The organism is Asticcacaulis sp. (genome assembly GCF_047605585.1).
Classification (GTDB): domain Bacteria; phylum Pseudomonadota; class Alphaproteobacteria; order Caulobacterales; family Caulobacteraceae; genus Asticcacaulis.
Genome location: NZ_JASGFK010000003.1, coordinates 19303 through 41964 on the forward strand (window position 1 = coordinate 19303; position 22662 = coordinate 41964).

17 protein-coding genes and 1 pseudogene are annotated in these 22662 nt (G+C 59.8%); 11 read left to right on the forward strand and 7 right to left on the reverse strand.

Annotation, left to right across the window (positions count from 1 at the left end; genetic code table 11):
- Positions 1 to 17: 17 nt before the first annotated feature.
- Positions 18 to 185, forward strand: a complete 168-nt coding sequence (locus QM647_RS09345; RefSeq protein WP_414995244.1) for a hypothetical protein — start codon at positions 18 to 20, stop codon at positions 183 to 185.
- Positions 186 to 249: 64 nt separating this feature from the next.
- On the opposite strand, the gene QM647_RS09350 is transcribed toward QM647_RS09345, so the two are convergent.
- The 4 genes from QM647_RS09350 to QM647_RS09365 all read right to left on the reverse strand — a co-directional run bounded on the left by QM647_RS09350 (position 250) and on the right by QM647_RS09365 (position 6879).
- The gene (locus tag QM647_RS09350; protein ID WP_414995245.1) at positions 250 to 1719 is read right to left on the reverse strand and encodes an alpha/beta hydrolase-fold protein; all 1470 of its coding nucleotides are present in this window, start codon (positions 1717 to 1719) and stop codon (positions 250 to 252) included.
- A 48-nt stretch (positions 1720 to 1767) separates the two neighbouring features.
- Positions 1768 to 2979 carry a PepSY-associated TM helix domain-containing protein gene (locus QM647_RS09355; protein ID WP_414995246.1) on the reverse strand — a complete coding sequence of 404 codons (1212 nt, stop codon included), beginning with the start codon at positions 2977 to 2979 and terminating at the stop codon, positions 1768 to 1770.
- A 90-nt stretch (positions 2980 to 3069) separates the two neighbouring features.
- Positions 3070 to 5358: a TonB-dependent receptor gene (locus QM647_RS09360; protein WP_414995247.1), complete on the reverse strand. Its 2289-nt coding sequence runs from the start codon at positions 5356 to 5358 to the stop codon at positions 3070 to 3072.
- Between the two features lie 192 nt (positions 5359 to 5550).
- The gene (locus QM647_RS09365; RefSeq protein WP_414995248.1) at positions 5551 to 6879 is read right to left on the reverse strand and encodes a hypothetical protein; all 1329 of its coding nucleotides are present in this window, start codon (positions 6877 to 6879) and stop codon (positions 5551 to 5553) included.
- Between the two features lie 117 nt (positions 6880 to 6996).
- Between QM647_RS09365 and QM647_RS09370 the strand changes: the two genes are divergently transcribed.
- From QM647_RS09370 to QM647_RS09390, 5 genes are all read left to right on the forward strand, one after another.
- Positions 6997 to 7677 (forward strand): TetR/AcrR family transcriptional regulator, encoded by a 681-nt coding sequence (locus QM647_RS09370; protein ID WP_414995249.1) that lies wholly within the window; start codon positions 6997 to 6999, stop codon positions 7675 to 7677.
- Positions 7678 to 7833: 156 nt separating this feature from the next.
- Positions 7834 to 8829: an aldo/keto reductase gene (locus QM647_RS09375; RefSeq protein WP_414995250.1), complete on the forward strand. Its 996-nt coding sequence runs from the start codon at positions 7834 to 7836 to the stop codon at positions 8827 to 8829.
- 76 nt (positions 8830 to 8905) lie between these two features.
- Positions 8906 to 9643 (forward strand): dienelactone hydrolase family protein, encoded by a 738-nt coding sequence (locus QM647_RS09380; protein ID WP_414995251.1) that lies wholly within the window; start codon positions 8906 to 8908, stop codon positions 9641 to 9643.
- A gap of 283 nt (positions 9644 to 9926) precedes the next feature.
- Positions 9927 to 12194, forward strand: a complete 2268-nt coding sequence (locus QM647_RS09385) for a TonB-dependent receptor (protein ID WP_414995252.1) — start codon at positions 9927 to 9929, stop codon at positions 12192 to 12194.
- 103 nt (positions 12195 to 12297) lie between these two features.
- Positions 12298 to 13254, forward strand: a complete 957-nt coding sequence (locus tag QM647_RS09390; protein WP_414995253.1) for an MBL fold metallo-hydrolase — start codon at positions 12298 to 12300, stop codon at positions 13252 to 13254.
- A 54-nt stretch (positions 13255 to 13308) separates the two neighbouring features.
- Here QM647_RS09390 and QM647_RS09395 read toward each other — a convergent pair whose 3' ends face one another.
- Complete coding sequence (locus tag QM647_RS09395; RefSeq protein ID WP_414995254.1) at positions 13309 to 14208, reverse strand: hypothetical protein; 900 nt, start codon at positions 14206 to 14208, stop codon at positions 13309 to 13311.
- Positions 14209 to 14592: 384 nt separating this feature from the next.
- Between QM647_RS09395 and QM647_RS09400 the strand changes: the two are divergent.
- Both QM647_RS09400 and QM647_RS09405 read left to right on the forward strand, forming a co-directional pair.
- A pseudogene (locus QM647_RS09400) lies at positions 14593 to 14799 on the forward strand (helix-turn-helix domain-containing protein); the annotation flags it as partial.
- Between the two features lie 153 nt (positions 14800 to 14952).
- The gene (locus tag QM647_RS09405) at positions 14953 to 15837 is read left to right on the forward strand and encodes a LysR family transcriptional regulator (RefSeq protein ID WP_414995728.1); all 885 of its coding nucleotides are present in this window, start codon (positions 14953 to 14955) and stop codon (positions 15835 to 15837) included.
- A gap of 78 nt (positions 15838 to 15915) precedes the next feature.
- Here the strand turns inward: QM647_RS09405 and QM647_RS09410 are convergent, their stop codons facing one another.
- Entirely contained in the window at positions 15916 to 16890 is a 975-nt protein-coding gene (locus QM647_RS09410) for a hypothetical protein (RefSeq protein WP_414995255.1), read from the reverse strand.
- Positions 16891 to 17278: 388 nt separating this feature from the next.
- On the opposite strand from QM647_RS09410, the gene QM647_RS09415 reads away from it, so the two are divergent.
- The 3 genes from QM647_RS09415 to QM647_RS09425 all read left to right on the forward strand — a co-directional run bounded on the left by QM647_RS09415 (position 17279) and on the right by QM647_RS09425 (position 21354).
- Positions 17279 to 18949 (forward strand): thiamine pyrophosphate-binding protein, encoded by a 1671-nt coding sequence (locus tag QM647_RS09415; RefSeq protein WP_414995256.1) that lies wholly within the window; start codon positions 17279 to 17281, stop codon positions 18947 to 18949.
- Between the two features lie 203 nt (positions 18950 to 19152).
- A complete protein-coding gene (locus QM647_RS09420; RefSeq protein WP_414995257.1) occupies positions 19153 to 20007 on the forward strand; it encodes an amidohydrolase family protein in 855 nt (284 codons plus the stop codon).
- A 72-nt stretch (positions 20008 to 20079) separates the two neighbouring features.
- Positions 20080 to 21354: an MFS transporter gene (locus QM647_RS09425; protein WP_414995258.1), complete on the forward strand. Its 1275-nt coding sequence runs from the start codon at positions 20080 to 20082 to the stop codon at positions 21352 to 21354.
- Between the two features lie 128 nt (positions 21355 to 21482).
- Here the strand turns inward: QM647_RS09425 and QM647_RS09430 are convergent, their stop codons facing one another.
- A complete protein-coding gene (locus QM647_RS09430) occupies positions 21483 to 22646 on the reverse strand; it encodes a lactonase family protein (RefSeq protein ID WP_414995259.1) in 1164 nt (387 codons plus the stop codon).
- Positions 22647 to 22662 lie beyond the last annotated feature (16 nt).

Sequence of the window (22662 nt, forward strand, 5' to 3'; positions counted from 1 at the left end):
ACAGGGTAGGAGTTCGCATGCAGATCAAATCGATTGATCCATTTTTTGCCGGCTATGCGGTTATCGTTGTCGCCTTCGCTCTTTTATGTCTGACGAACCGACCAGCCGTGCGAAGCCAGACGCCTGTACAAGAAGCCTCGGCAACCAGTCACAATGACCCCGATCAGATTCGACTCGCAGGTTGATCCTGTTCAGGCTTCGATGATTATGGCGCCCGTCACTCGTCCCACCCTATTGTGGATGGTGTAATTACACCTTAATCTGCCTGAACAGCCAGTCGCGCGCAGCCTTGATGTAAAAGAACTTGCGGGCAGAGGCCATATGGTCCACGCCTTCGAAAGTCAGGAAAGTGATGTTGCCGCCTTTCGCCAGATAGCCATCGACCTGTTGAGTCAGCTTGTCCTGTTTGTCGACGGGGAAGATCAGCGCCGGATCGAGGTGTTCCGCCGGGCGGGTAACTTTCGCGCCGGCATGCTCCCAGATCGGCACGCACTTTTCATTCCATGGCGTGGCCTTGCCGTCCTCGGTGCCGGTGATGATCAGGAGCTTCTGGCTGGCCAGCGTCATGACATCGGCCGGGCGCTGCTGGCCGGCGATGATCAGGCCGGCTGCAAAGGTCTCAGGGTGCTTGGCCATCAGCCAGAGCGAAGTCATGGCGCCCATTGACCAGCCAGTGCAGTAGACGCGCTGCGGATCGATCTTCAGCACCTTGTCGGCGCGATCGGGCAGGTTGGGATTGCCGTAGTTCCAGGTGTTCGACAGAAGCGATTGGACGAGCTTGTAAGTGTTTTCGACGTCGTAGGTGTGCTCCCAGTAGTCGTTCATCGTCGTGCGTTCATAGCGCGGCGTGATGACCACGCATTCGTGCCGATCCTGCTCCTCCGACAGGCTCCAGATGCTGGCGATGCACTGTTCGGTTAGGGTCTGGGCGCAAGTGCCGTCGTAGCTGGTGCCGGAGTGAGTGACCGCTAGAACCAACGGATAGGCCTTGTTTTCGCCGCCAGGCTCGAGGAAGGACTTGGGCAGGTAGATACTGTATTCCAGCCAGGCTGAACGCGTATCGTTCCACCACCAATGGTTTTGCTCCCAGGCGTCAACGCCACGAATGGTGACGCTATTGCCGCGCCGGCCGGCATTGGTCAGCGCGGTGTCGCTGGCAGCGTAGATCTTGCCGCCAGTGGTCCGGACATCCTTGCGCTGGGTCAGGGAGACCTTGTCGCTGTCCTCGGTGGGCAGGCTGAGGTCGGGATCGTGCGCGAATTCGATGATGACGAAACGGCCGGAGGCGCTTTTCCGGTCGGCCAGCAGGGCCGGCGTGTCATTGGTGTAGATGGCGACAGCCGCGCGCGGTTGTGGCGCTTCGGTGGTCGCGTTCTTGTCGGGCTCCTGGGGCATGCCGGGGAAGTAGCCCTTGGCGGCCGGCACGACGCCCGTGGTGTAGGTGTCGAGGGTCAGGCTGCGGGGATCGATGGCGACGTCGTATTCGGCCGCGATGCCGTAGACCTTCTGGCCACCGCCGGTGACCTCGCACACGGCATAGATGCCCTGGAGCCCCGGTTCGCGCTTTCTGTTCTGATCGCCCTGCATCGCGCCAGCGGCTGCCTGGAAGCCGTTGGCATTTTGCGCCCTGGCTTCCTGATGTGCGAGGCCAACCGTGGATACGGCGCCCGCGAGGAGCGAGCCGGCGGTGACGAAGGTTCTTCTGGAAAGGTTGGACATGCGGGGCCTCATTACTGGGAATTCAAAAGCGAATGACTGAGCGGCGATCTATCGCCAAAAAATGGATTTACGACCTTGGGGTCTGCGACGTTTCCACAGGTCGAGGTACATCCACAGGCCAGTGGCGGAGAGGAAGATCAGCGACAGGCCGGCGAACAGGTCCATGAAGCGACCGGGCAGGCCAAGGATGTCGCCGCGGTGGATCTGTTTCATCAGTTCGTGCTCGCGCCAGCCGAACGGGAAGCCTGTATAGATCGTCGTCGGTCCTGTTGCGCTGGCCGGCGTGCCGGTTTGGGCGTTGAAGACAAGTTGCCTGGCGTTCCCGCCGGTAATGACCACTCCTTGTGGCGTGCCTTCAAAGGTGCGCAGACGAATGAGGCGAATGGGGCGGTTCCCGGTTGCGGACAGGGTCGTCTCCAGCATATGGGGCAACGCCTCATACGTCAGGGGACTGGACAGGTCTCTGGACATGCCAGCGGGAAAGCCGTGGATCAGATCCGCGCCCGGCCAGGCGCGGTAGATCTGAAGAGCAAAACTGTCGATGCTGAGGAGTGTGCCTGAGACGGCGACAACGCTGAGAAAGACCGCTGCCACCAGCGCTACGCCGCGGTGCAGGGTTTTCCACACGCTGCCGGCCGACCAGAACAGGCCATTTCGGCCCAGTTTCGCCCGCGCTTGGTAAAGGTGGAAATAGAGCACCAAGCCGGTGACGATCATGACGCCGAGGACGATCCCGACGAGCGCATTGAACCACAGCGCCCAGTCGGTCAGGCCCTGCAGACGGTGCCACTGTTTGGCGCTCCGGTGGTTCGAGGGTTCGGGGCCGTGGCGCTCAGGCGTTGCGGGAACAGTGAGGCGGGCGCCGGTTGTGGCATCAAAGCGCAGGAGCGTATCGCCCGCCATAACCTGGCCGACGCTTTTGCCGTCGATCATGCGCAGTTCAACGAATTTCAATGGGGCCGACGGCACGACAGACCGTGCGGCCTTCAGGGTAGTGGCTAACGCCGTTCGGCGATCCAGCATCTGCGGCAGGACGGCGGCATCATAATCCACGGCCTCGATGACTGAGAAATTGGCGGTGCCGTCTATGCTTTCCCGGATGGCCTTGATGTCCGGGTCAGTGGCCGGGGCATGAGTCAGCAAGGCGCGCAGATCGACGGCTTGCACGATGGTTCCGGTTATCCCGAAATAGAGCAGGAAGATCGCAATCACGGACCCCAGAATGCGATGCCAGGTGCGCGGCGTGACGGGCGTTGCCATATGAAAATCCAAAAGAAGGTCCGGGCTCGCTGTCGCGAGCCCGGACCAGTCAACAGGCGGAAGAATACAAGCGGGATGGAGCGGACTTCATTACCAATGCTTGCTCAGGACGACGCCGAAAGTACGCGGGTCACCCAGAGAGGTGGCGGGCAGGACAGACATCTTGACCGCATAGTTGGAGATATTGTGGACATAGGCGTCGATCGACCAGCTGCTGTTGGCAGGGGTATAGGAAAGAGTGGCGCCTTCGAGGAAATAAGCCGGCTGCCAGCCATAGAGGTTCTCGTCTTCAACCGGGTTCAGCCAGTAGCCGGTCGTGTAGAAGACATTGCCGCCAACGGTCACCGAGCCGCCTGACTGGAAGTCGAAGGTGTGGTTATAGGTCAGGGTACCTGAGAACTTCGGTGAGTGCGGCTGAACGGCGCCGCCCATTTGATAGACCTTAAGCTCATTGGTGGCCTGATCGTTATAACCATCGTAACAGACGCCGTCCGTCGTGTAGCCCGGCAGGGCCGAAGTGATGCCGACGGTGGCGCAGGCGTCCTGTTTGTCCTCGAACTTGGCATCGAGCCAAGTGCCGTTGAAACTCAGGATGTCATTGTTGGTAATGGCGTAGCGGACCTGGGTTTCGAAGCCCAAAACATGGGCCTTCAGATTGAAGCTCGGGGTCACACAGCCGGCGTAAACACTGGTCGTCGTATTGTCACACAGCACCGGATCGGCAATGCCGGGCACGGTGATGTAGAACATGTTGTATTTGTCCAGGTTCTGATAACCGTCCTGCTTATAATAGAACAGGGCCGCGTTAAGCTGGAGGCGATTATCGAGCAGGCGGTTCTTGCTGCCCAGTTCGAAGGCGGTATTGGATTCTGCGTCGAAGGCGGCCGGCTGGCTAGTGATCGGGTTGTAGCTGGAATAACCGCCGGGACGATAGCCCGTCGAGATCGTGAAATAGGCCATCGACTTAGGTGTCACGTCGTATTCGACACCGGCGCGGTAATCGCCACGGTCTTCCTTGTAGGTGAAGGTGGGGGTAACGACGCCGGCATTGACCCAGTTGAACGTCCGTTCGTCGAAGCTCTTGCGCAGGCCGCCGATGACACGCAGCTTGTCAGTAACCGGGTAGGTGACTTCACCGAAGAGCGCATTGGTCGCCGTGGTCGTGGTGGTTGCGGGCGCGTCGAAGAAGGACGCGTTCTCGATCGACAGGGTATTGCTGTAATCCCAGTGATAGAGGCCAAGGTTCCACTGGACCTTCGCGCCAGCCGCACTATGCAGGCGCACTTCGGTCGACATTTGGCGGAACGGATCGAACTCATGCAGCGTGGCGCCGCACAGCGGGAAGGGGCCGCCGCCGACGGTATCCCAGGGTGGGGCATAGATGCAGCCGGTTTCCTCGCCGTGCAGGGTGACATAGGAGGCCAGGACATCGAGTGCCATGGCGTTGTTGATGTTGTAGCTGACCTGGGCGGTCAGGCTGTCCTGGGTGATGTCGGCCGTTGAGGTATTGACGTTCGGCACGCCGGTCCACGGATTATCCTGGTCGTTGATCGAATCCGACGGATAGATGGCCACCTTGTTGGTGAAGATCGGGAAGGCGTTCGAGCCGTTACCGGTGCCACCGATATGGTCGCGCTGGGCCGTCAGCTTGAGGGTGAGATCGTCGGTCGGCTTGAACAGCAGCTTGGCGCGCAGGGACTGGGCGCGGGCATTGCCTTCCTTGGGGTTCTCATAATAGGAACTGCGATTGAGCGTCGCCGCCGAAATGCGCAGGGCTGCCTTGTCGCCGAGTGGGATGTTCTGCGCGATTTCAGTACGCACAAGACCGTAATTACCGAGCGTCACCGAGCCCTGGCCGGACCAGCTGTTCAGCTTCGGATCCTTGGTGATGACATTGACCACGCCGCCGTCGGCATCCGGGCCGTAGCGAGTGGATTGCGGTCCTGGCAGGAATTCGATGCGCTCGACATCGAAGAAGCCGACCGTCGTTGCCTGCGAGTTGATATTGTAGATGCCGTCGAATTCCAGCGCGGTCGAGCCTTGCGTTGAGCCGGCGGGCAGGTCGCCGCCCTGGCCGCGGATATTGATGCTGTAGCCGCCGGGCTGGCCGGTGGCCTGAACGCTTGGCATGTCGGCCACGATCTGGGCGATATTGGTCAGGCCCTGCGACGCGACCTTATCACCGGTGACGACCTGTACGGCCGAAGAGACCTTTTGCAGGTTCTGGGCGTGGCGGGAGGCCGTGACGATGATTTCCTGGATGCCGCCCTTGTCCTTGGGGGCTTCTGGAGCCGCATCCTGAGCATGGGCAATGCCGGCGAACAGGGCCAGGGAACTGGCACTGCCGAGGCAGAAGGCGAGTATGCGATTGGCTTTCATTGGGTTTCCTTTTTCCCCAAGGCGCCGGCCGTGTTTGCTCCGGTCGCCTTTGAACAGTCTGAGCTGCATTCTTATGGTCTTAGTGCACATTCGCCCGGAAGAGACCGTTCGAACGATAACGGTACTATATAAGTTCCATTATTATTCGGGCTATAAGTTATAAGAGGGTGGATATTGATTCATAAGTGCCGGTTATGGCGCGTCCTGAAGGCCCTGAAGCATGTTGACGATCGCTGAAGAGAGGGTTTCGGCCGCTCCCCTGGCATAATGCGAACTGCGCGCTTCATAGGTCAGGCGGTCGTAGGCGTCGGCGGCCGGCATGTATTTGGCGGCGCCATCGGCCATGGTCACGACCAGTGTATGGGCAAAGGGCGAATTCTGACGAATCCAGGTGCCGGTACTGGCGCTTAGTTCCTCGCGCACGCCGACAATGGCGGTATCGCCGACACGCATCAGGATGACCGGCACATCGACGGGATCGGAGGCCTTTAGGTCTACCGTTTTGACCGGGCCTTTCGGCGGTGGGCCGACGGTTACACCGGTCTGGGTTATGACCTGTACGGTCCTGCGCTCGATCCGGATCGTCGGCGTGTCCTGCGCCTGGATAGTTTCGCTGGTCCTGAGCGCATCCTGCCCCAGGCGTTCCCCCTGCAAGGCCAGCAAGTCGAAACCGGCGTCGCGGATATCCTGTCGAATGGCGGTGCCATCGGCTTGCACGACATGGCGATTAGCCTGCAGGTAAGGCGCCTGGTCCGCGGCGGCACCAATCAGGAAGAACGACGTTGCGCCCCTATAGTGGTCTTCGAGGCTTTGGGTGGCGACACCAGCCAGATCGGCGGAGACCTGACGGTTGCCATGGCTGTCGACCGAGAAATCCATCACCGACGATTGCACGCCATAGTTCATGACCACCGCCAGCGGCTGACCATCCGCGCCGTCGATACGTAGCACGCCCAAGGTCGGGTCGCTATAGCCGGCGTCATTGCCGCCCAGCCACCAGCCAAATGGCGTCGGGACGTCGCGATTGACGCCGACACGGCTTATGCCTTCGCCAAAACCGGTCCTTGCTGGTTGCAGCGTCTGTGTCGCGCCTGTGGCGGCGGTGCGGACAGCCGCCTCGATCGCCTGCTTCAGTGCCGCCGTCTTGTCCCTCATTTCGGGCGGCGTGTGGTCGGGCGGGAAGACATGCGGCGCCGAAAAGCCGTGGCTGGCGCAGATCATAATGTTAGCTGCATCCACATGGGCGATGTCCGTCACGATCGCTTTCATGGCAGTGATATTGCCGTCAAAAATCGAGGTCTGGTCGACAACCACGATAGCGGCTCGGGTATGGCCGTCATCCATCAGCAGCACACGCGCGAACAAGGGATCATGCTGGCCGGTGAAACCGTCGATCGGAAAGGTGCTGGCCGGAATCGCGATTTCTGCCCTGGCCGCACCGGCGGTGAAGCCAGCCGCATGAGCGCCGCCGGCAAGGCATAGCGCAGATATTATAACCCCGGTGAAAGCCTTGAGGCGCATGGTCGGCATCTCCCTGCTACAGTTGCGCAATGGCGACGCCATGCTCTATAGCCAATGTGTTATTGGTATTTTTATTATTGGTACTTAATCAGTACCTATAATGTCAAGAAGGTTTTGATGTCGGGTTTGAAAGACGGATCGGCAAGTGATGCGGAAGGCGTTGGGACGGTAACGCCGGGCCGGGGACGGCCGCGCCTGCATGACGACGAGACGCGCCGGGCCATGATCATCCGTGGCGCGCACGAAGCCTTTGTGGAGCACGGATTTCTCAATACCACGACCGCCATGGTGGCGACGGCGGCGAAGGTCTCCAAACGCTCGATCTATGAGGTCTTCGACAACAAGACCGAGCTGTTTGCCGCTGTTATCCGCGAATACCGCCGCCTGATCCTCGACCTGCCGCGCCCCGAAGGTGAAGACCTGCCGGTGCTGGAGACCCTGTTCCTGATCTTCCGGCTGGATATCGACGAAGCGGCCCAAAAGGAACGCGAGGCCATCCTGAACCTGCTGGTGCGCGAATCCGTACTGATGCCGGACCTGTCGGATTATCTCTACGAACATAATATTCTGCGCTCCCGCGAAGACTTGATCGAGTGGCTGAATGAGGAAGCTCGCCGTGGTCGCATGACGATCGAGGACCCGTTGGTCTGCGCAGGCATGCTGATGGATATCGTCTTCGGCGCCCTGTTGCCGCGCCGCCGCATCCACCAGGCCGCCGAGCGAGCGCAACGCCTGGAGCACATCAAGCAACGGCTGGAGATCTTCGTACGCGGCATCGGCGCCGCCCGAAACGCCTGACAGCGTTTGTTTGAGCGCCTTGACCAAAACTTATCGCACCCATTACTCTTTCACTTAACTCCCGCAGGTAATTTGAGCGCATGCTTCGGGCAAGGCCGTTCGAAGGGGATTATCGTCCTGATGTCCGGTTGTTACGGATCTACCATCGGGCGTTAAATGAAACGGACTATCGCGGGCACGAAGCTCAAATCCATCGGCCTGGGCTGCATGAACCTGACGCACCATGCCTATGGCAAACCGCCGTCCGTCGAGACCAGCCGGGAGTTGCTGAGGCATGCCTTCGATATCGGCGTGCAGCATTTCGATACGGCCGCACTTTATGGCTCAGGTCGTAATGAGCAATTGCTCGGCGAGATGTTCCACACTGTCCGCAATCAAGTCTTCATTGCCAGCAAAGGGGGGCTGCGGAGTGTCGGTGCCACGCGGGTGATCGACGGGCGGCCGTCAGTCCTGAAGAAGAGCTGCGAAGACAGTTTGAAACGCCTTCAAACGGATTACATCGACCTCTTTTACCTCCACCGTCTCGACAAGGCGGTGCCGATCGAGGAGTCCGTTGGCGCCCTGGGTGATCTGGTCAGGGCTGGCAAGATCAGGGGGATTGGCTTGTGCGAAGTCTCGGTCGCCACCCTTAGGCGCGCGCACACCACGCATCCGATTGCGGCTGTACAGTCGGAATACTCGCTGTGGACCCGAAATCCGGAATTCGCCGTGCTCGAACTTTGCCGGGAAATTGGCGCCGCCTTCGTGGCTTTTTCACCGGTGGCGCGTGGATTCCTGGCAGGCGGGATTAAGAGCGGTTTTGGTGACCGCGATATCCGTGCCCACATGCCGCGCTTTCAGGAGCCGAACCTGGCCCACAACCTGCGGCGGTACGAAGCCTTTGAAAAGCTGGCGCGCCGGTCCTTTCTGACGCCGACGCAACTGGCCCTGGCTTGGGTACTGTCGCGCGGGGATCATGTGCATGTCATTCCCGGCACGACAAATATCAGGCATGTGATCGAAAACAACCGCACGCCAATGAACATCTCCGCAGATGTCCTGACTGAAGCACAGGCGATCATCAATGAAGAGATCATCCACGGTGCGCGTTACCCGGCCTCGGTACTGGCGGAAATGGATGAGGAACCGGTGCCGCACGGCGGAGAATTCTGAGGCCGCGTTTTATAACTGAAGGCTGCTTCCGCTTACCTTTTGGGGGCGATTGTGGCCATATCCTGCAGGTGATTCTATGGAAAAGATCGAAATCAAGACCCGTGACGGTATCTGCCCGGCCTTCGTTTTCCGGCCTGAAGGGCAGGGGGCATGGCCGGCGGTGCTGATGTATATGGATGGTCCCGGTATGCGTCCAGCCATGCAGGCTGTGGCCGCACGCCTGTCCACCCATGGCTATTATGTACTGTTGCCGGACCTGTTCTATCGATCGGGGCCCTATGAACCTATCGATACCAAGGTCGTCTGGGCCAACAAGGAACTGCGTGAGGCCCACCGGGCAAAATTCATGGACCCGGCCAAACCAGCGGCCATTATGTCCGATACCGCCGCCTTTCTCGATTTCCTGACTGAACAGCCGGATGTCAAGGCCGGGCCGATCGGGGTCGACGGTTATTGCATGGGCGGGCGTCTGGCGCTGATTGCGGCCGGTACATATCCGGAGCGGATCGCCGTAGCGACTGCCTATCACGGCGGCGGTCTGGCCAATGACACGCCGTCGAGCCCGCATCTGCTGGCGCCTAAAATGAAGGCAAAAATCTATGTGGGCGGCGCCACCGATGACGCCAATTTCGATGACAGTCAGAAAACGCGACTGGAAGACGCCCTGACGGAAGCCGGTGTCGATCATCTGATCGAGACCTACCCGGCGAAGCACGGCTGGGTACTCTCCGACATGCCGGTGCATGATCCTGTCGAAGCTGAACATCACTGGCAGACCCTGGTGCCTGTCCTCGACAGTGTATTGAAGGTCTGATCCCAAATCTTATTGTTCCATTATTTGGGGAATTGGTAAAACGCCTTGTCCGGCAAGCGTTCGTGGCAATCAATGACAGCGCTTACTTAAAGCCTTCATAAGCGATTCTTATAACTCGGCCCCCAAAACAGATTACTCAAGCCCGGCCGATCCCCACATATTACCCTCGCCAAAAGGCAGACGAGCCCCAAAGCCAAACGATCTGAAAGCCAGGCGATACAGGGCGTGAGTTTAAGTTTCGGCGAATGCCGGGCACACAACAACGATAAAAAGGGGAATACAAGTGAAACACATCCATAAAATGGCCGGCCTGTTTGCCGGCGTCAGTTGTCTGGCTCTGACAGGCGGCCTGGCCCATGCTGGTGACGCTGATGCGTCGGCGCCTGCAGTGCCTGAAGCCGATACGACGGTTGTCGTGGTTACCGCCATGAAGCGGGCGCAAAGCACGCTTGCGGTGCCGGCCGCTATTACGGCGCTCAGCGGCAATGACCTGAAGGCCGCCGGCGTCAATACGGTTGACGACGTGCAGAATGTGGCGCCCAGCGTCACTATTTCGCGCAATGGCTTTGGCGTCAACACCAGCATCCGCGGGGTGACCACAACCGATACCACCAGCAAGGGTGAGCAGGGCGTTGCCTTCAATATCGACGGCGTTTCCTATGGGCGTCCGATCCAGCAAGGCCTGGCCTTCTTCGACGTAAACCGTGTCGAAGTCCTGCGCGGCCCGCAAGGCACGCTTTACGGCAAAAGCTCGACCGGCGGTGTCATCAACCTGGTCACCAATGCGCCAAGCCTGGCGGGTTTCGATGCCAACGCTACTTTTGATGTCGGCAATTACAATGCCCGTCGCTTTCAGGGCATGATCAATGTGCCTTTGTCTGATCAGGTGGCGGTACGCCTGGCGGCCTCTGTCAATAAACGTGACGGTTACCTGACTCCGACGGATGGCGCGGCCGCTGACGGCTACCATGCCTCCGCCGCCGGTTTGCCCGCACGCAATGACGAGGATAACGAAACCGCCCGTCTGTCGATCCTTTACAAGCCGAGCGACAACGCCCGCTGGCGTATCACCGCCACTGGCGGTCATGTCGGCGGCTACGGTCCAGGTGAAGGCGTCTACGATATCATGGAAGCCGCCGGCAATTCCGGCAAGTCCGCGCTGAATATTCTGCCGAACCCGGTGGTGCGGGAAAAGGATGACAATTTCTTCAACGTCGACAGCGAACTGAACTTCCGTGTCGGTGGCGTGGCCTTTACCTACGTCGCTGGCATCCAACACTTTGACGCCTACGATCCGGTGCCGACCAATAACAATCCGCTGGCCAACTATGCCGGCGCCGGCCCTTTCCAGCCACTGTATGTGCTGGGTGACAACCGTTGGGACGTACATGCGCTCAGCCACGAAGTCCGTTTCGCCAACGCGGAATCTGGCGTCCTGGATTACGTCTTCGGGGCCAATTTTATTAGCGAAAACATTCACGAAAATTCGCACGTCTGGAATATCCCGCTCGCCGATCCGAATAACACCGACACCTGGTTCAACGCGCGCAATTTTCTCAACTCGACGAGCCATGCCTCGGTGGGTCTCTTCGGTCAGTTGACTTGGCATCCGACCTCCAAACTGGACCTGATCCTGGGGCTGCGGGAATCGAAGGATCAGCTGACCCGCTGGGGGATGACCGCTATTGGTCTGATTGCCGGTTGTACCTATCCGGACACCTGCGCAGGCTCGGCCAATAATGGTAAGGAAGAGGCGAGCAAGCTGACCTACCGTGTCGGCATCAACTATCACCTCAATACGACCGACATGATCTACGGTTCCGTCTCTACGGGTTACAAGGCGGGTGGTTTCAACGACTTCGATCCGGCGACCCACGGCATCTCGGCCTATGATCCGGAAGAGCTGACTGCGTATGAATTAGGGTATAAGGGCCGTCCGTTCGCCAACACGACCTATTCGACCTCCCTGTTCTACTATGACTATGCCGGGGACCAGATCTCCAGCCGGATCATCGTTTCAGGCACCGCCGTGCTCTACACCCGCCTGGTGCCGGCCAAGATCTATGGCTGGGAACATGAACTAAGCTATCGCTTCTCACCGGCCACCAATGTGGCTCTGGCGGCGACCTTCGAGCATTCGGAATACAAGACCTTCATGGCCGGCATCGCCCAGAACGTCGACTGGTCGGGCACCTCGCTTGACCGGACCCCGGACGTTTCGGCCACGGCCAGCCTGAACCACACGTTCGAACTGCCGAATGCCGCCACACTGAAATTCCGTGGCGCTGTGAAATACAGTTCGTCCTACTTGCTGAGCGACTTCGTTAATGCCGTGCAGTTCACCCAGAAAGCCTTCACACGCAGTGACATCACCCTGACCTATGCGCCGAGCCAAGGCCATTACAGTGTCGAACTCTATGCGCAGAATCTGGAGAACCAGATTCAGAAGGTCGGTATTCCGGAAACCTACAAGGCTGGCGTCACCAATGCGACAACCTTCCCGATCTCGACGCCGCGCTTTGTCGGCATGCGCCTGAACCTGCAATATTAAGGTTATCCACCTGTATCGCACCAGCCCGCTTCCGCTTGCGGAGGCGGGCTTTCTTTTTATCCCCGCATTCGGAGAGCAGATGCAACGATTACAGATGATGGCAATGATGATGGTCTTAGCGGGCGCTTTGGGCGCCAAGAACGTTTGTGCCGAGGCGCCCGCCGCCCCCATGAGCTGGACGACCCTGGGCACCGCCGGTGGCCCGGTCATTCGGACGGATCGCTCGCAGCCGGCCAATCTGCTGACGGTTGGCAATGACTTGTGGCTGGTCGACTGTGGCGACGGTTGTTTGGAAAGGCTATCTGGCGCTGGCGCCCAGCCGGCCCGTGTCTCCGCCGTCTTTATCAGTCACCTGCACATGGATCATATTGGCGGGCTTCAGGGCCTTATCGGTGTACGTTGGATGCAGAACGCGACAGGCGCGCTGACCATCTACGGGCCGCCGGGCATCGAGCAGGTGGTGGAAGGGATCGTGCAGTCGCTCGCCCCGTCGACGAGGATCGGATTTGGCGAAGGCGGTGCCCTGCCGAAGGACACGGTGACGGTCGTGGTGCTGAAAGGGGGGAGTGACCTGACTGTGGATGGCACTCGCATTCGCGTCGTGCAGAATTCTCACTTCGATACTGACGTCGGGAAACCGGCTGACAACGGCACCCAGTCCCTGTCCTATCGTTTCGATCGCGGCGGGCAGGGCATCGGCTATACCGGCGATACCGGCCCAAGCATTGCAGTTACGGACCTGTTCAAGGGCAGTGATCTGATCGTCAGTGAGGTTATCGACCTGCCGGGGGTCGTGGCGAAGATCGAGGGGCCCGCATCAACTACGCCGCCTCAGTTTCGCGCGGGGCTGATTGCGCATCTGAAGAGCCAGCATCTCACGCCGGAAGAAGCCGGGCAGATGGCAGCGGCAGCCGGCGCCCGTACTCTGGTGCTGACGCATCTCAGCATTATCGGGAAGACGGATGATCTGGCGCCGAAGCTGACGTCCGAGGCGCACAACAGCTTTAAGGGCACGGTTGTTGTCGCGCATGACCTGGATACCTTTCAGCCCGCTAAATAGAAAAAAAAGCCCGGACCGATCATGGTCCGGGCTTTTTCAATCAGACTTTTTCAATCACGCCCCAAGCGCGGCCGTCGTGTCGTCGAACAGTTCATCGACCGACAGGCGGCGCGGGATGATCTTCTGTTCATAGGCCCAGTCGATGGCCATGCCGATACCCTTGCGGTTGGCTTCCAGGCCGAGTGGCGGGATGGTCTTGAGCGCGTCTTCCGGCGCCAGGCCACGGCTTTCGACGATCATGCGGTAGATGTCGCGCACCGCTTCGGGATGGTTCTTCGAGATATCCTCATGCACCACGAACATGTGGTTGATTGGTATGACATCTTCGCGGGCATACCACTTTTTCGCCGCCTCAAAGGGCTCCGGCACCAGGGTCTGGACGCGCGGGTCCTTGGGCATGTCGACGCCCAGGATGGCGGCGGCCAGTTCGCCATCGAGCATCATTTGCGGGATGTTGGCGTCCTTGGGCATCTGGATGCAGTTGGCCGGGTCCTTGTACTCGGACAGATGCGACTCATCGATCGTCATCCAGGTGACCTTGTCGAGATCGACGCCGTATTCGTGCTGCAAGATGCCGCGCACCCACAGGCCAGTCGTCTGGGCATAGGTGCGGACACCTACGCGCTTGCCCTCGATATCCTTCGGATCGAGATGGCCCAATTCCTTGTTAAAGCCGATGCAGTGATGCTGAAAGCGGCCGGAAATCGGCGAGGGGAGAAGGACAAACGGCTTGCCGTAGGCCTTGGCCTGGAGATAGGTGACGATGGCCATTTCGCCGGCATCGAAGGCGTTCTCGCGCAGCATGGGTTTGAAGCCGTTATGCGCCGTCTTCGGGCCGCAGAAGTCGAGCGTGACAATATCTGAGGTGACGCGACCATCCTTCATGGCCATGGTGACCGGATAGTCGGCGAGGTTAGTCTTCAGCGTCAGCGATGAGGCGTGTGGGGCATCCATGTGGTCTTGTCCTTGTAGTCGTGCGCTTCCTGAAACAGGGCGCACCTGTACCTGACAGCACAGTGTTGCCGGGGGCGGAAACCGTCCAATTGAAAGGGGCTTTCAGGAGATAAGTATTGCGGCGCGCCGGCCGAACGTTGAGTCGCCGGCGGGGCAGGCGTGCGCGTTTTTCTTATCGCCGGGCGCTTATCTTATATAAGTCAGGTGATAAGTCAGGTCTTGGATTTGCGCTTAAATTAAGGATTATTCCCTTATATTTAAGGCATTTGGCAGGGTTGCGGGTGATAAGCTTATTGCGCATTTCTTATATGCCTTAGCATAAAGCATAATAGGCGCCTTCCGCTTTTGTGATAGCCTGTGGAAAAATACAGGGAACACACAGGAATGACCGACGATATTGACTCCAAGCGCGAAGTGTCTGTCAGCATCAGGCACCTGAAACTTTTCGAAAGCGTCGCCCGCCTCAGCAGTGTGCGCAAGGCTTCGGAAGAATGCCACCTCTCGCAGCCGGCCGTGACGCAGGCCATCGCCAAGCTGGAAGAACAGCTCGGTTGCCCACTGCTTGAACGCCGGGCCAGTGGCAGCTATCTCAACGATTTCGGCATCATCTTCCATCGCCGCATCGAACGTCTGTTCAGTCAGATCGAGCAGGCCTTGATCGAACTGGGTGTGCCCAATGGCAGGACGCCTCTGTCGCTGATCGGCAGCCGCATTACCCGTTCGCAGATCCGCAGCCTGATCGCTATTGTCGAGAATGGTTCCTTCGCCCAGGCGGCGCGGGCGCTTGGCGTCTCGCAGACCTCGCTGCACCGGGCCGCGCGTGACCTGGAACGCGCCCTGCGCACACCGCTCTATGTCCAGACCTCATCGGGCATTATGGCGACGCCCGGCGGCGCGGAATTCGCCCGCAAGGTCAAGCTGGCCATCGGCGAGATCGATCACGGCATCGATGAACTGGAAGCGGCGAAGGGCAATTTCGGCGGCGAGATCGTCGTCGGCGCCATGCTACTAGCCGGTAGCGTCGTTCTGGCCGGTGTGCTCAACGAGTTCGTCGCCCAGTATCCCAACGCCAATGTGCGCGTCATCAACGGCAATGCCGAGGACATGCTGAAATATTTGGCCGCCGGCGATGTCGATTTCGTCATCGGCCTGGTGCGTTCGCCAGTGCCGGAAGGCCTGGTCAACGAAGTTTTCGCCCAGACGCCCTATGTTGTGGTTGGCCGCCATGGCCACCCGCTGCTCAAGAAGGGCCAACTGACAATCGAGGATATCGCCGCCTATGACTGGGTGGTTGGCACGCCGGGCGCCAACCGTCGCACCGGTTTCGAAAAGATCTTCGAGAGCAGCAAGAAGCCGACGGCGCGCATTGCCACCTGTTCGCTGCCGACCATCCGCCTGCTGCTGAGCGAAAGCGACCGCCTGACGCTTCTGACCTCCTACGAACTGCTGCATGAGGATGACGCGCTGACGGCTCTGCCATTCGGACCGATCACGCCGGTGCCCGAGATCGGCCTGACCATGCGCGAAAACTGGCTGCCGACGCAGATCCAGGCGAGTTTCCTGGAACTGATCCAGAAGCGCATCGTCGGCTCCCTGGTGGTGGCCAAGGAACTGCGCCTGGCCAGCTAGGCCTCTCCTCATGACAAAAGAAAAGGCGCTTCGGATATCCGGAGCGCCTTTTCTTTTGTATTAGGCCTACGCTTACTTCTACGGGGTCCAGTAGAAGAAGCCCATGCCTTCGCCGCTGCCGGCTTCGGTGCGGTAGCAGGGCACGTAATCGACCAGGGTCATCTTGGCGTTCAGCGACTGCATGGCGACCATGACAGGTACGTAGAGCTTCACTTCGGAAGTGCCGTGCTGGTAGGTGCTGTTGTCCATATTGGCCAGCGCATCGAAATTATAGTCTTCGAAATGCTGGATGAAGGTGCGATCCAGTTCCTCGTCACAGACGAAGTGCGACAGGCCGCCTGAAGCAATGATGGCGACGGTCTTGTCGCTATCCCAGGCATTGATGGCATCGAGCAGCACCTTGCCGAATTCGATGCTGCGGCGCATCGACGGCTGGTTGGGCTCGTAGAAGGTGTTCATCAGGATCGGCACGTTCGGCGGCACGTCGTTTTGCATGATCTGGTTGTAGATAAAGCCAAAGGCATGCGGCACGACCGGCTCATTGCCGGTCCAGGTGTTGGGCGGCCAGCTCAGCAGATCGGTCAGGTCAAAGCCGTTCGACTGGAAGGCGCCGATCAGGTAGGTGGCCAGTTCCGGATAGGCGTCATAGGTGACGGTGTGGTCCGGTGCATAGACGGCGCGCTGAGGTGGTCCGTTGAAGATCTTTTCACCTGTATAGAGGGCGATCGACGGATTGTGGTCGATGAAGATTTCCTTCTGGTCCTTGCCGATGATGATGGCGACATCGGGCTTGTGCTCGGCATAGACGCGGCGCAGTTCATCGAGCGCGGCGGTACATTTGGCTGAACGCGTCTGGCGTTCCTCGACCGATAGCGGCGCCACGAAGCCCTCGGCGATGCGATGGGCTTCCAGCTCCTTATAGGTCCACTTCTTGTTGCGGAACCACAGGAAGGGCTTGTCGCGATCGCGCTGGCCGTCCTCCAGCCAGGTTTCGCCGGGCTTGCCCAACATGCCGCTGTGCGGAATCGCCATTCCGAGCACAATTTTAGCCATAGTCGTCTCCTGTACTTCGGGAAGCGGCGAAACACGACATAGCGTGCCTCAAGCCCTTCCGCTGCAAAAATCTCCATTTGGTTCTGTAGCGTTTGCTTATTGGCTTCCAATCAAAACCCTGCGCCTCGCCATAAGAATTGGCTTACCAAGTCTGGGCAAGGAGCGGGAAGGGCGATCGAAAGCCGCGCGGACCCTATAGGATTTGCCTTAAGCTTTGGCGGTCTATTGCGACAAGTAGACTGAAAAATATCATTAAAAACAGATAATAAGGCGAATTCTCTGCGATTGAAACCGTGCTTTTCGAGCATTGGCCGCTCGCTTGACTTGGGCCGTCGATATCCGCCTATCAGGAGCAGATATACCGACTTGACGACCAGGAGAGGCGCACATGGCCGCAGATGACAACCGCAACCTGACCACAACCGCGACCGGCGGCCAGATACTGGTCGATGCCCTAAAGGCGCAGGGCGTGGAGCGCGTCTATTGCGTGCCGGGCGAGAGCTACCTGCCGGTGCTGGATGCGCTGTATGACTGCGACATTGCCGTCTACAACACCCGTCACGAAGGCTCCGCCGCCAACATGGCCGAGGCCGAAGGCAAGCTGACCGGCCGTCCCGGTATCTGCATGGTGACGCGCGGCCCCGGCGCCACTCACGCCTCGATCGGCGTCCATACCGCCTTTCAGGATTCGACCCCGATGATCCTGTTTATCGGTCAGGTGGCGCGCGATGCCCGTGACCGCGAAGGCTTTCAGGAGGTCGATTATCGCGCCATGTTCGGGCCGCTGGCCAAGTGGGCGGCCGAGATCGACGATGCTGAGCGCATCCCCGAATATATCTCGCGCGCCTTCCATGTCGCCATGTCGGGCCGTCCGGGGCCGGTCGTCCTGTCCCTGCCTGAAGACATGCTCTCGAATGCAGTGGCCGCGCCGGTCCAGGCGCCCGCCGCTATCGCGTCTGCGGCCGCACCCCGCAGTGAAGACCTGAAAACCCTGGCCGAGTTGTTGGCCAAGGCCGAGCGCCCCTTGCTCGTGGTCGGTGGCACTGGCTGGACCGAGGCGGGCACACAAGCCCTGACCGCCTTTGCGCAGGCCAATACTCTGCCGATCGCCGCCAGCTTCCGTCGCCAGGACCTGATTGACAATCGCTTGGATGTCTATGCCGGCCATCTGGGGCTGGGCGTCGATCCAACCCTGGCGGAGCGCCTGCAAAAAGCTGATTTAGTGGTCTCAATTGGCTCGCGCCTTGGTGAAAATACCACCAGCGGCTATACCCTGATGACCTCGCCGGTGTCGTCGCAGAAATTGGTGCATATCTATCCTGATCCGAATGAAATCGGTCGTGTCTATCAACCGGCGCTCGGTATCTGCTGCGGTCTGGATGAGTTCGCCAAGTCGCTGGCCGGGCTTGAGGTGGCAAACAAGGACAAGCGCGCCGCCTGGGTGGCCGAGGCGCACGCCGCCTATGTCAGGTTCTCCACGCCCGGCAAGCCGGCAGAAAAGCTGGTCGATATGGCCAAGGTGGTCAACTGGCTCAGCGAAAACCTTGAAGACAACACGATCATCGGCAATGGCGCCGGTAACTACACGGTTTGGGTCCACCGGTATTATCGCTACAAATCACCGCGCACCGAACTGGCCCCTACAAGTGGCGCCATGGGGTATGGCTTCCCGGCCGCTATCGCCGCCCAACTGGTCCATCCGGAAAAGCAGGTTGTGGCCTTCGCCGGCGATGGTTGTTTCCTGATGTATCCGCAGGAGCTGAGTGCTGCCGTACAGCACAAGGCCAATCTGATTACGCTCATCGTCAATAACGGCATCTACGGCACCATCCGCATGCACCAGGAAAAGCGCTTCCCCGGCCGCGTGGTGGCCACGGATATCGCCAATCCGGACTTTGTCGCCATGTCGCAAAGCTTCGGCGCCTATGCTGAGCGCATTGAGACATTCGATGATTTCCCGGCGGCCTTCAAGCGCGCGCAACAAGCGGGCAAGCCGGCGGTGCTGGAACTGATCGTCGATACGCCACAACTGACCCCGGCCTTCCGCATCCCGGAATAGACCGATCACAGAACGGACACGAAAGGCGGTGCTGCGGCACCGCCTTTTTGTTTGCCTGCGGGTTATGAGGCCGTGGTCATAGCCGAAAGTTATGGCCTCGCACCCAGTTCAAATTTCAGGGCCTTGGCGCCTTCGCATAGTCTCAGGTCAACAATCTGCCGCCGGCATTGCGCGTGCGGCGAGGAACTAAAGGTAAGAGACCCATGGCGTCGAAGATTATTGATATCCACCCGCACATCATTTCGGACGACGAGGGGCGCTATCCGCCGGCGCCTTTGTTCGGCAAGCGCTCGGACTGGTCGCAGGAGCGCCCGTCGACCGTCGCGGCTTTGATCGCGGCCATGGACGAAGCCGGTGTCGACAAGGCGGCCGTGGTCCATTCCTCGACCACCTATGGCTTCGATAACAGCTATGTCGTCGATGGCTGCAACCAGTATCCGGATCGCCTGGTCGCTGTCGGCTCTGTCGATGTGCTGGAGCCCAATGCGGTCGAGACCATCCGTAGCTGGGTGGGCAAGGGCCTGAAAGGCCTGCGCCTGTTCACCGGCGGCAGCACCAAAGATTTCGACCCCTCCGAACTGGAAGATCCGCGCGCCTATCCGGCATGGGAACTCTGCGGTGAACTGGGGCTGCCGATGTGCATCCAGACCGGGCCGATCGGTCTGCCGCAGGTGACTTCGCTGGCCGAGCGCTTTGCGAACGTGAACATCGTCCTCGATCACCTTGGCCGCCCGGATGTCCTCGATGGGCCGCCCTATGCCAATGCCGACAGTCTGTTCGCGCTGGAACGCCTGCCCAATATCTACATGAAACTGACTCCGCGGATCTTCGGTGATGTCAAGAAGGGCGCGGCCAGTGCGGAGACCTTCTTCCCGAAGGTGGTCGAGGTCTTTGGCGCCAGGCGCATGGCCTGGGGCTCGAACTTCCCGACCTCGCCCGGTACCATGAGGGAGATCCTGGGTACGGCAAAAGCCGGTCTCGCCACGCTCTCAGCGGAAGATCAGGACTGGATTTTCGGCAAGACGGCACAGAGCCTCTATCCCTCGCTGGCCGATTAGGGCAACAGTCACCGAAACAAGGCGCCACACACCTATAGTGCGTCCTATAAAAAGTAATCTGGGAGGACCTTTATGGTCGATTCTGCTACCGCTTCGAGCGAAACCAGTGTGCCGGGGAAATCCACGAGCCGGTGGATCATCCTGATCGTGCTGGCCCTGGGGGCGATCCTCGGTTTCGTCGATCGCACCAATATCGCGCAAGCGCTTGCGGCGCCTGAGTTCGTCAAGCATTTCAACCTGACCAATATCGATCGCGGCACGCTGAACTCGGCCTTCTTCTGGTCCTATGCCGCCTTGCAAATCCCGATGGGATGGGTGGTTGATCGCTATGGCGTCAAGCTGCCCTATACCATCTGCTTCGCCATCTGGTGCGTCGCCTCGGCCGCCTGCGGACTGGCTGACACCTTCATGGCGCTGATCCTGATGCGCGTGCTGACCGGCGCCGGCGAGGCCATCGTAACGCCGGCGAGCTATCGCTGGATTCGCAGCAACTTCTCCGAAACCCAGAGTGGCCTGGCGGTCGGTATTTACAGCCTTGGCACCAAGATCGGCCCGGCCCTCGGTGGCCCGGTCGCGGCCTGGCTGATCGTCAATCACGACTGGCGCATCATGTTCGCCGCGCTGGGGCTCGGTGGCCTGTTGTGGCTGATTCCGTGGAACCTGCTGGTCAAAAGCGATACGCCCCAAAAAGGCGCTGTGAAGAAGAAGTCGGCGGTACCTTTGAGCAATATCCTGGCCAGCCCCCTGGTCTGGGGCACGATCATCATCAACTTCTGCTACAATTACTTCGTCTTCTACTGCATGACCTGGATGCCGGCCTATCTGGTCGAGCACCGTGGCTTGTCGCTGAAAAAGGAAGGGCTCTATACCTTCTTCAGCTTTGCCGGCATCGCGCTTGTGGCGCTGCTCTCCGGCTGGATCGCCGATATCATGATCAAACGAGGCTGGAACGCGGTGATCGTGCGCAAGACCTTCGTGATTTGCGGTTTCGCCATCGCCTGTACGGAACTGCTGGGCGTGCTGGCCACAACTGAACAGATGGCGCTCTTCTGGACGGTCGTGTCGCTGTCGGGTCTCGGCCTCGCCACCGCCAACCATCTGGCGCTGTGTCGCCTGACCCTGATCCCGGCCCCGGCCGTGGGCCTGGTCACTGGCGTGCAGAATGTCTCGACCAGCCTGGCGGGCATTGTCACGCCCCTGCTGTCAGGCTGGCTCCTGCAGGAAACGGGCGGCTATACCGCGCCAATGATGGTGATCTTTGCCTTCCTGGTGATCGGTGGCCTGACGACCCTGTTCCTGCTGAAGGAAAAATGGGCGCCCAAGGTGCCGGAGATCGCGGCGGACTGAGCCTCGTCAGATTTGAAATGGAAGGCGGAAGGTCAAACGGCCTTCCGCTTTTTTGTTATCCGTACTCACATAGAAAACGCCCGTGCAGGTCATGCACGGGCGCTCTTCATTGCGGAAATCTCAGACGGCTATTGCGGCCCGAACAGGACAAAGACCGGCTTGGGCAGGTCGATGGTGGAGGGTGAGGGGGCCAGCTTGCCGGATTTCGGATCGCGTTTGAAGACGGCCACCGAGCTTGAGGCTTCGTTGGCGATCAGGAACCACTTGCCGGTCGGATCGATGGTGAAGTGCCACGGCTGGTCGCCCTGGCTGGAAATGCGCTGGATTTCCGTCAGCCTGCCGGTTTTGGCGCTGACCGAATAGACAGCGATTGTGTCCTCACCGCGATTGGAGACGTAGAAGAAACGGCCATCCTTCGAGAGGGTGATCTCGCCGGCGCTCTTCTTGCCGTAGAAATCCTTGGCCACTGTGGACAGCGTCTGCACCGAGGTCAGCTTGCCGGCCGTGGCGTCCCAGGCATAGACGCGCAGTTCGGCGGTCAGTTCGGTATTGAGATAGGCGAACTTGCCATTGGGGCTAAAGATCAGGTGGCGAGGACCGGAACCCGCGGGTACGGCCTCGTAAGGCGTGGCGGCCGGCGTCAGTTGGTGCGTGGCCGGATCGATGCGTGAAATGAAGATGCGGTCAGCGCCAAGGTCTGGCGACAGAACATATTGGCCGCTCGGATCGACGGTAACACCGTGAGCATGCGGGCTCTTCTGGCGCGGATTGGGGCCGCTGCCGTCGTGTTGTTCGACCGATACCGCATCGCCGATAGTGCCGTCGTCATTGACCGGGAAGGACACGGCCTGGCCGCTGCCGTAGTTGGCGGCGATCAGGGTGTGGGCCGGGGCGTCAAAAGTCAGGTGCGTGGTGCCGCCGCCTTTGGCGTCGATCTGGCTGAGGATCTTCAGCTTGCCGGTATCGCCATCGGGCGTGAGCGCCAGGACCTGGCCATTGCTCTTGCCATCATTGCCCAGTTCATTGCCGGAATAGATGATCGGCTTGTCCGGGCTGACCACCAGCCAGGTGGGGCGGCCTAGCTCGATGGAGAGGCCAAGCGGCGTCAGCACGCCGGTCTCTTCGTTGAAACGCGCTGCATAAATACCGGTCGGCGGCACGGGTTGACCGGGCCGGACATCGGCCGCCGTCAGGCCATGGGTACCGAAATAGACCATGATGTCGGCGGCGTTTGCCGATCCTGTCAGCAGGGCAACGGATAGCGAGAGGAGGGAGATCGCTCTAAGGCGCATGGGTGTTTCCTGTGTA

Coding starts and splice junctions, on each gene's coding strand:
- QM647_RS09350 (WP_414995245.1), bottom strand. CDS start 1,719: ATGTCCAACCTTTCCAGAAGAACCTTCGTCACCGCCGGCTCGCTCCTC.
- QM647_RS09425 (WP_414995258.1), top strand. CDS start 20,080: ATGGTCGATTCTGCTACCGCTTCGAGCGAAACCAGTGTGCCGGGGAAA.
- QM647_RS09410 (WP_414995255.1), bottom strand. CDS start 16,890: ATGGCTAAAATTGTGCTCGGAATGGCGATTCCGCACAGCGGCATGTTG.
- QM647_RS09360 (WP_414995247.1), bottom strand. CDS start 5,358: ATGAAAGCCAATCGCATACTCGCCTTCTGCCTCGGCAGTGCCAGTTCC.
- QM647_RS09355 (WP_414995246.1), bottom strand. CDS start 2,979: ATGGCAACGCCCGTCACGCCGCGCACCTGGCATCGCATTCTGGGGTCC.
- QM647_RS09345 (WP_414995244.1), top strand. CDS start 18: ATGCAGATCAAATCGATTGATCCATTTTTTGCCGGCTATGCGGTTATC.
- QM647_RS09395 (WP_414995254.1), bottom strand. CDS start 14,208: ATGGATGCCCCACACGCCTCATCGCTGACGCTGAAGACTAACCTCGCC.
- QM647_RS09430 (WP_414995259.1), bottom strand. CDS start 22,646: ATGCGCCTTAGAGCGATCTCCCTCCTCTCGCTATCCGTTGCCCTGCTG.
- QM647_RS09415 (WP_414995256.1), top strand. CDS start 17,279: ATGGCCGCAGATGACAACCGCAACCTGACCACAACCGCGACCGGCGGC.
- QM647_RS09365 (WP_414995248.1), bottom strand. CDS start 6,879: ATGCGCCTCAAGGCTTTCACCGGGGTTATAATATCTGCGCTATGCCTT.
- QM647_RS09370 (WP_414995249.1), top strand. CDS start 6,997: ATGTCGGGTTTGAAAGACGGATCGGCAAGTGATGCGGAAGGCGTTGGG.
- QM647_RS09390 (WP_414995253.1), top strand. CDS start 12,298: ATGATGATGGTCTTAGCGGGCGCTTTGGGCGCCAAGAACGTTTGTGCC.
- QM647_RS09380 (WP_414995251.1), top strand. CDS start 8,906: ATGGAAAAGATCGAAATCAAGACCCGTGACGGTATCTGCCCGGCCTTC.
- QM647_RS09375 (WP_414995250.1), top strand. CDS start 7,834: ATGAAACGGACTATCGCGGGCACGAAGCTCAAATCCATCGGCCTGGGC.
- QM647_RS09420 (WP_414995257.1), top strand. CDS start 19,153: ATGGCGTCGAAGATTATTGATATCCACCCGCACATCATTTCGGACGAC.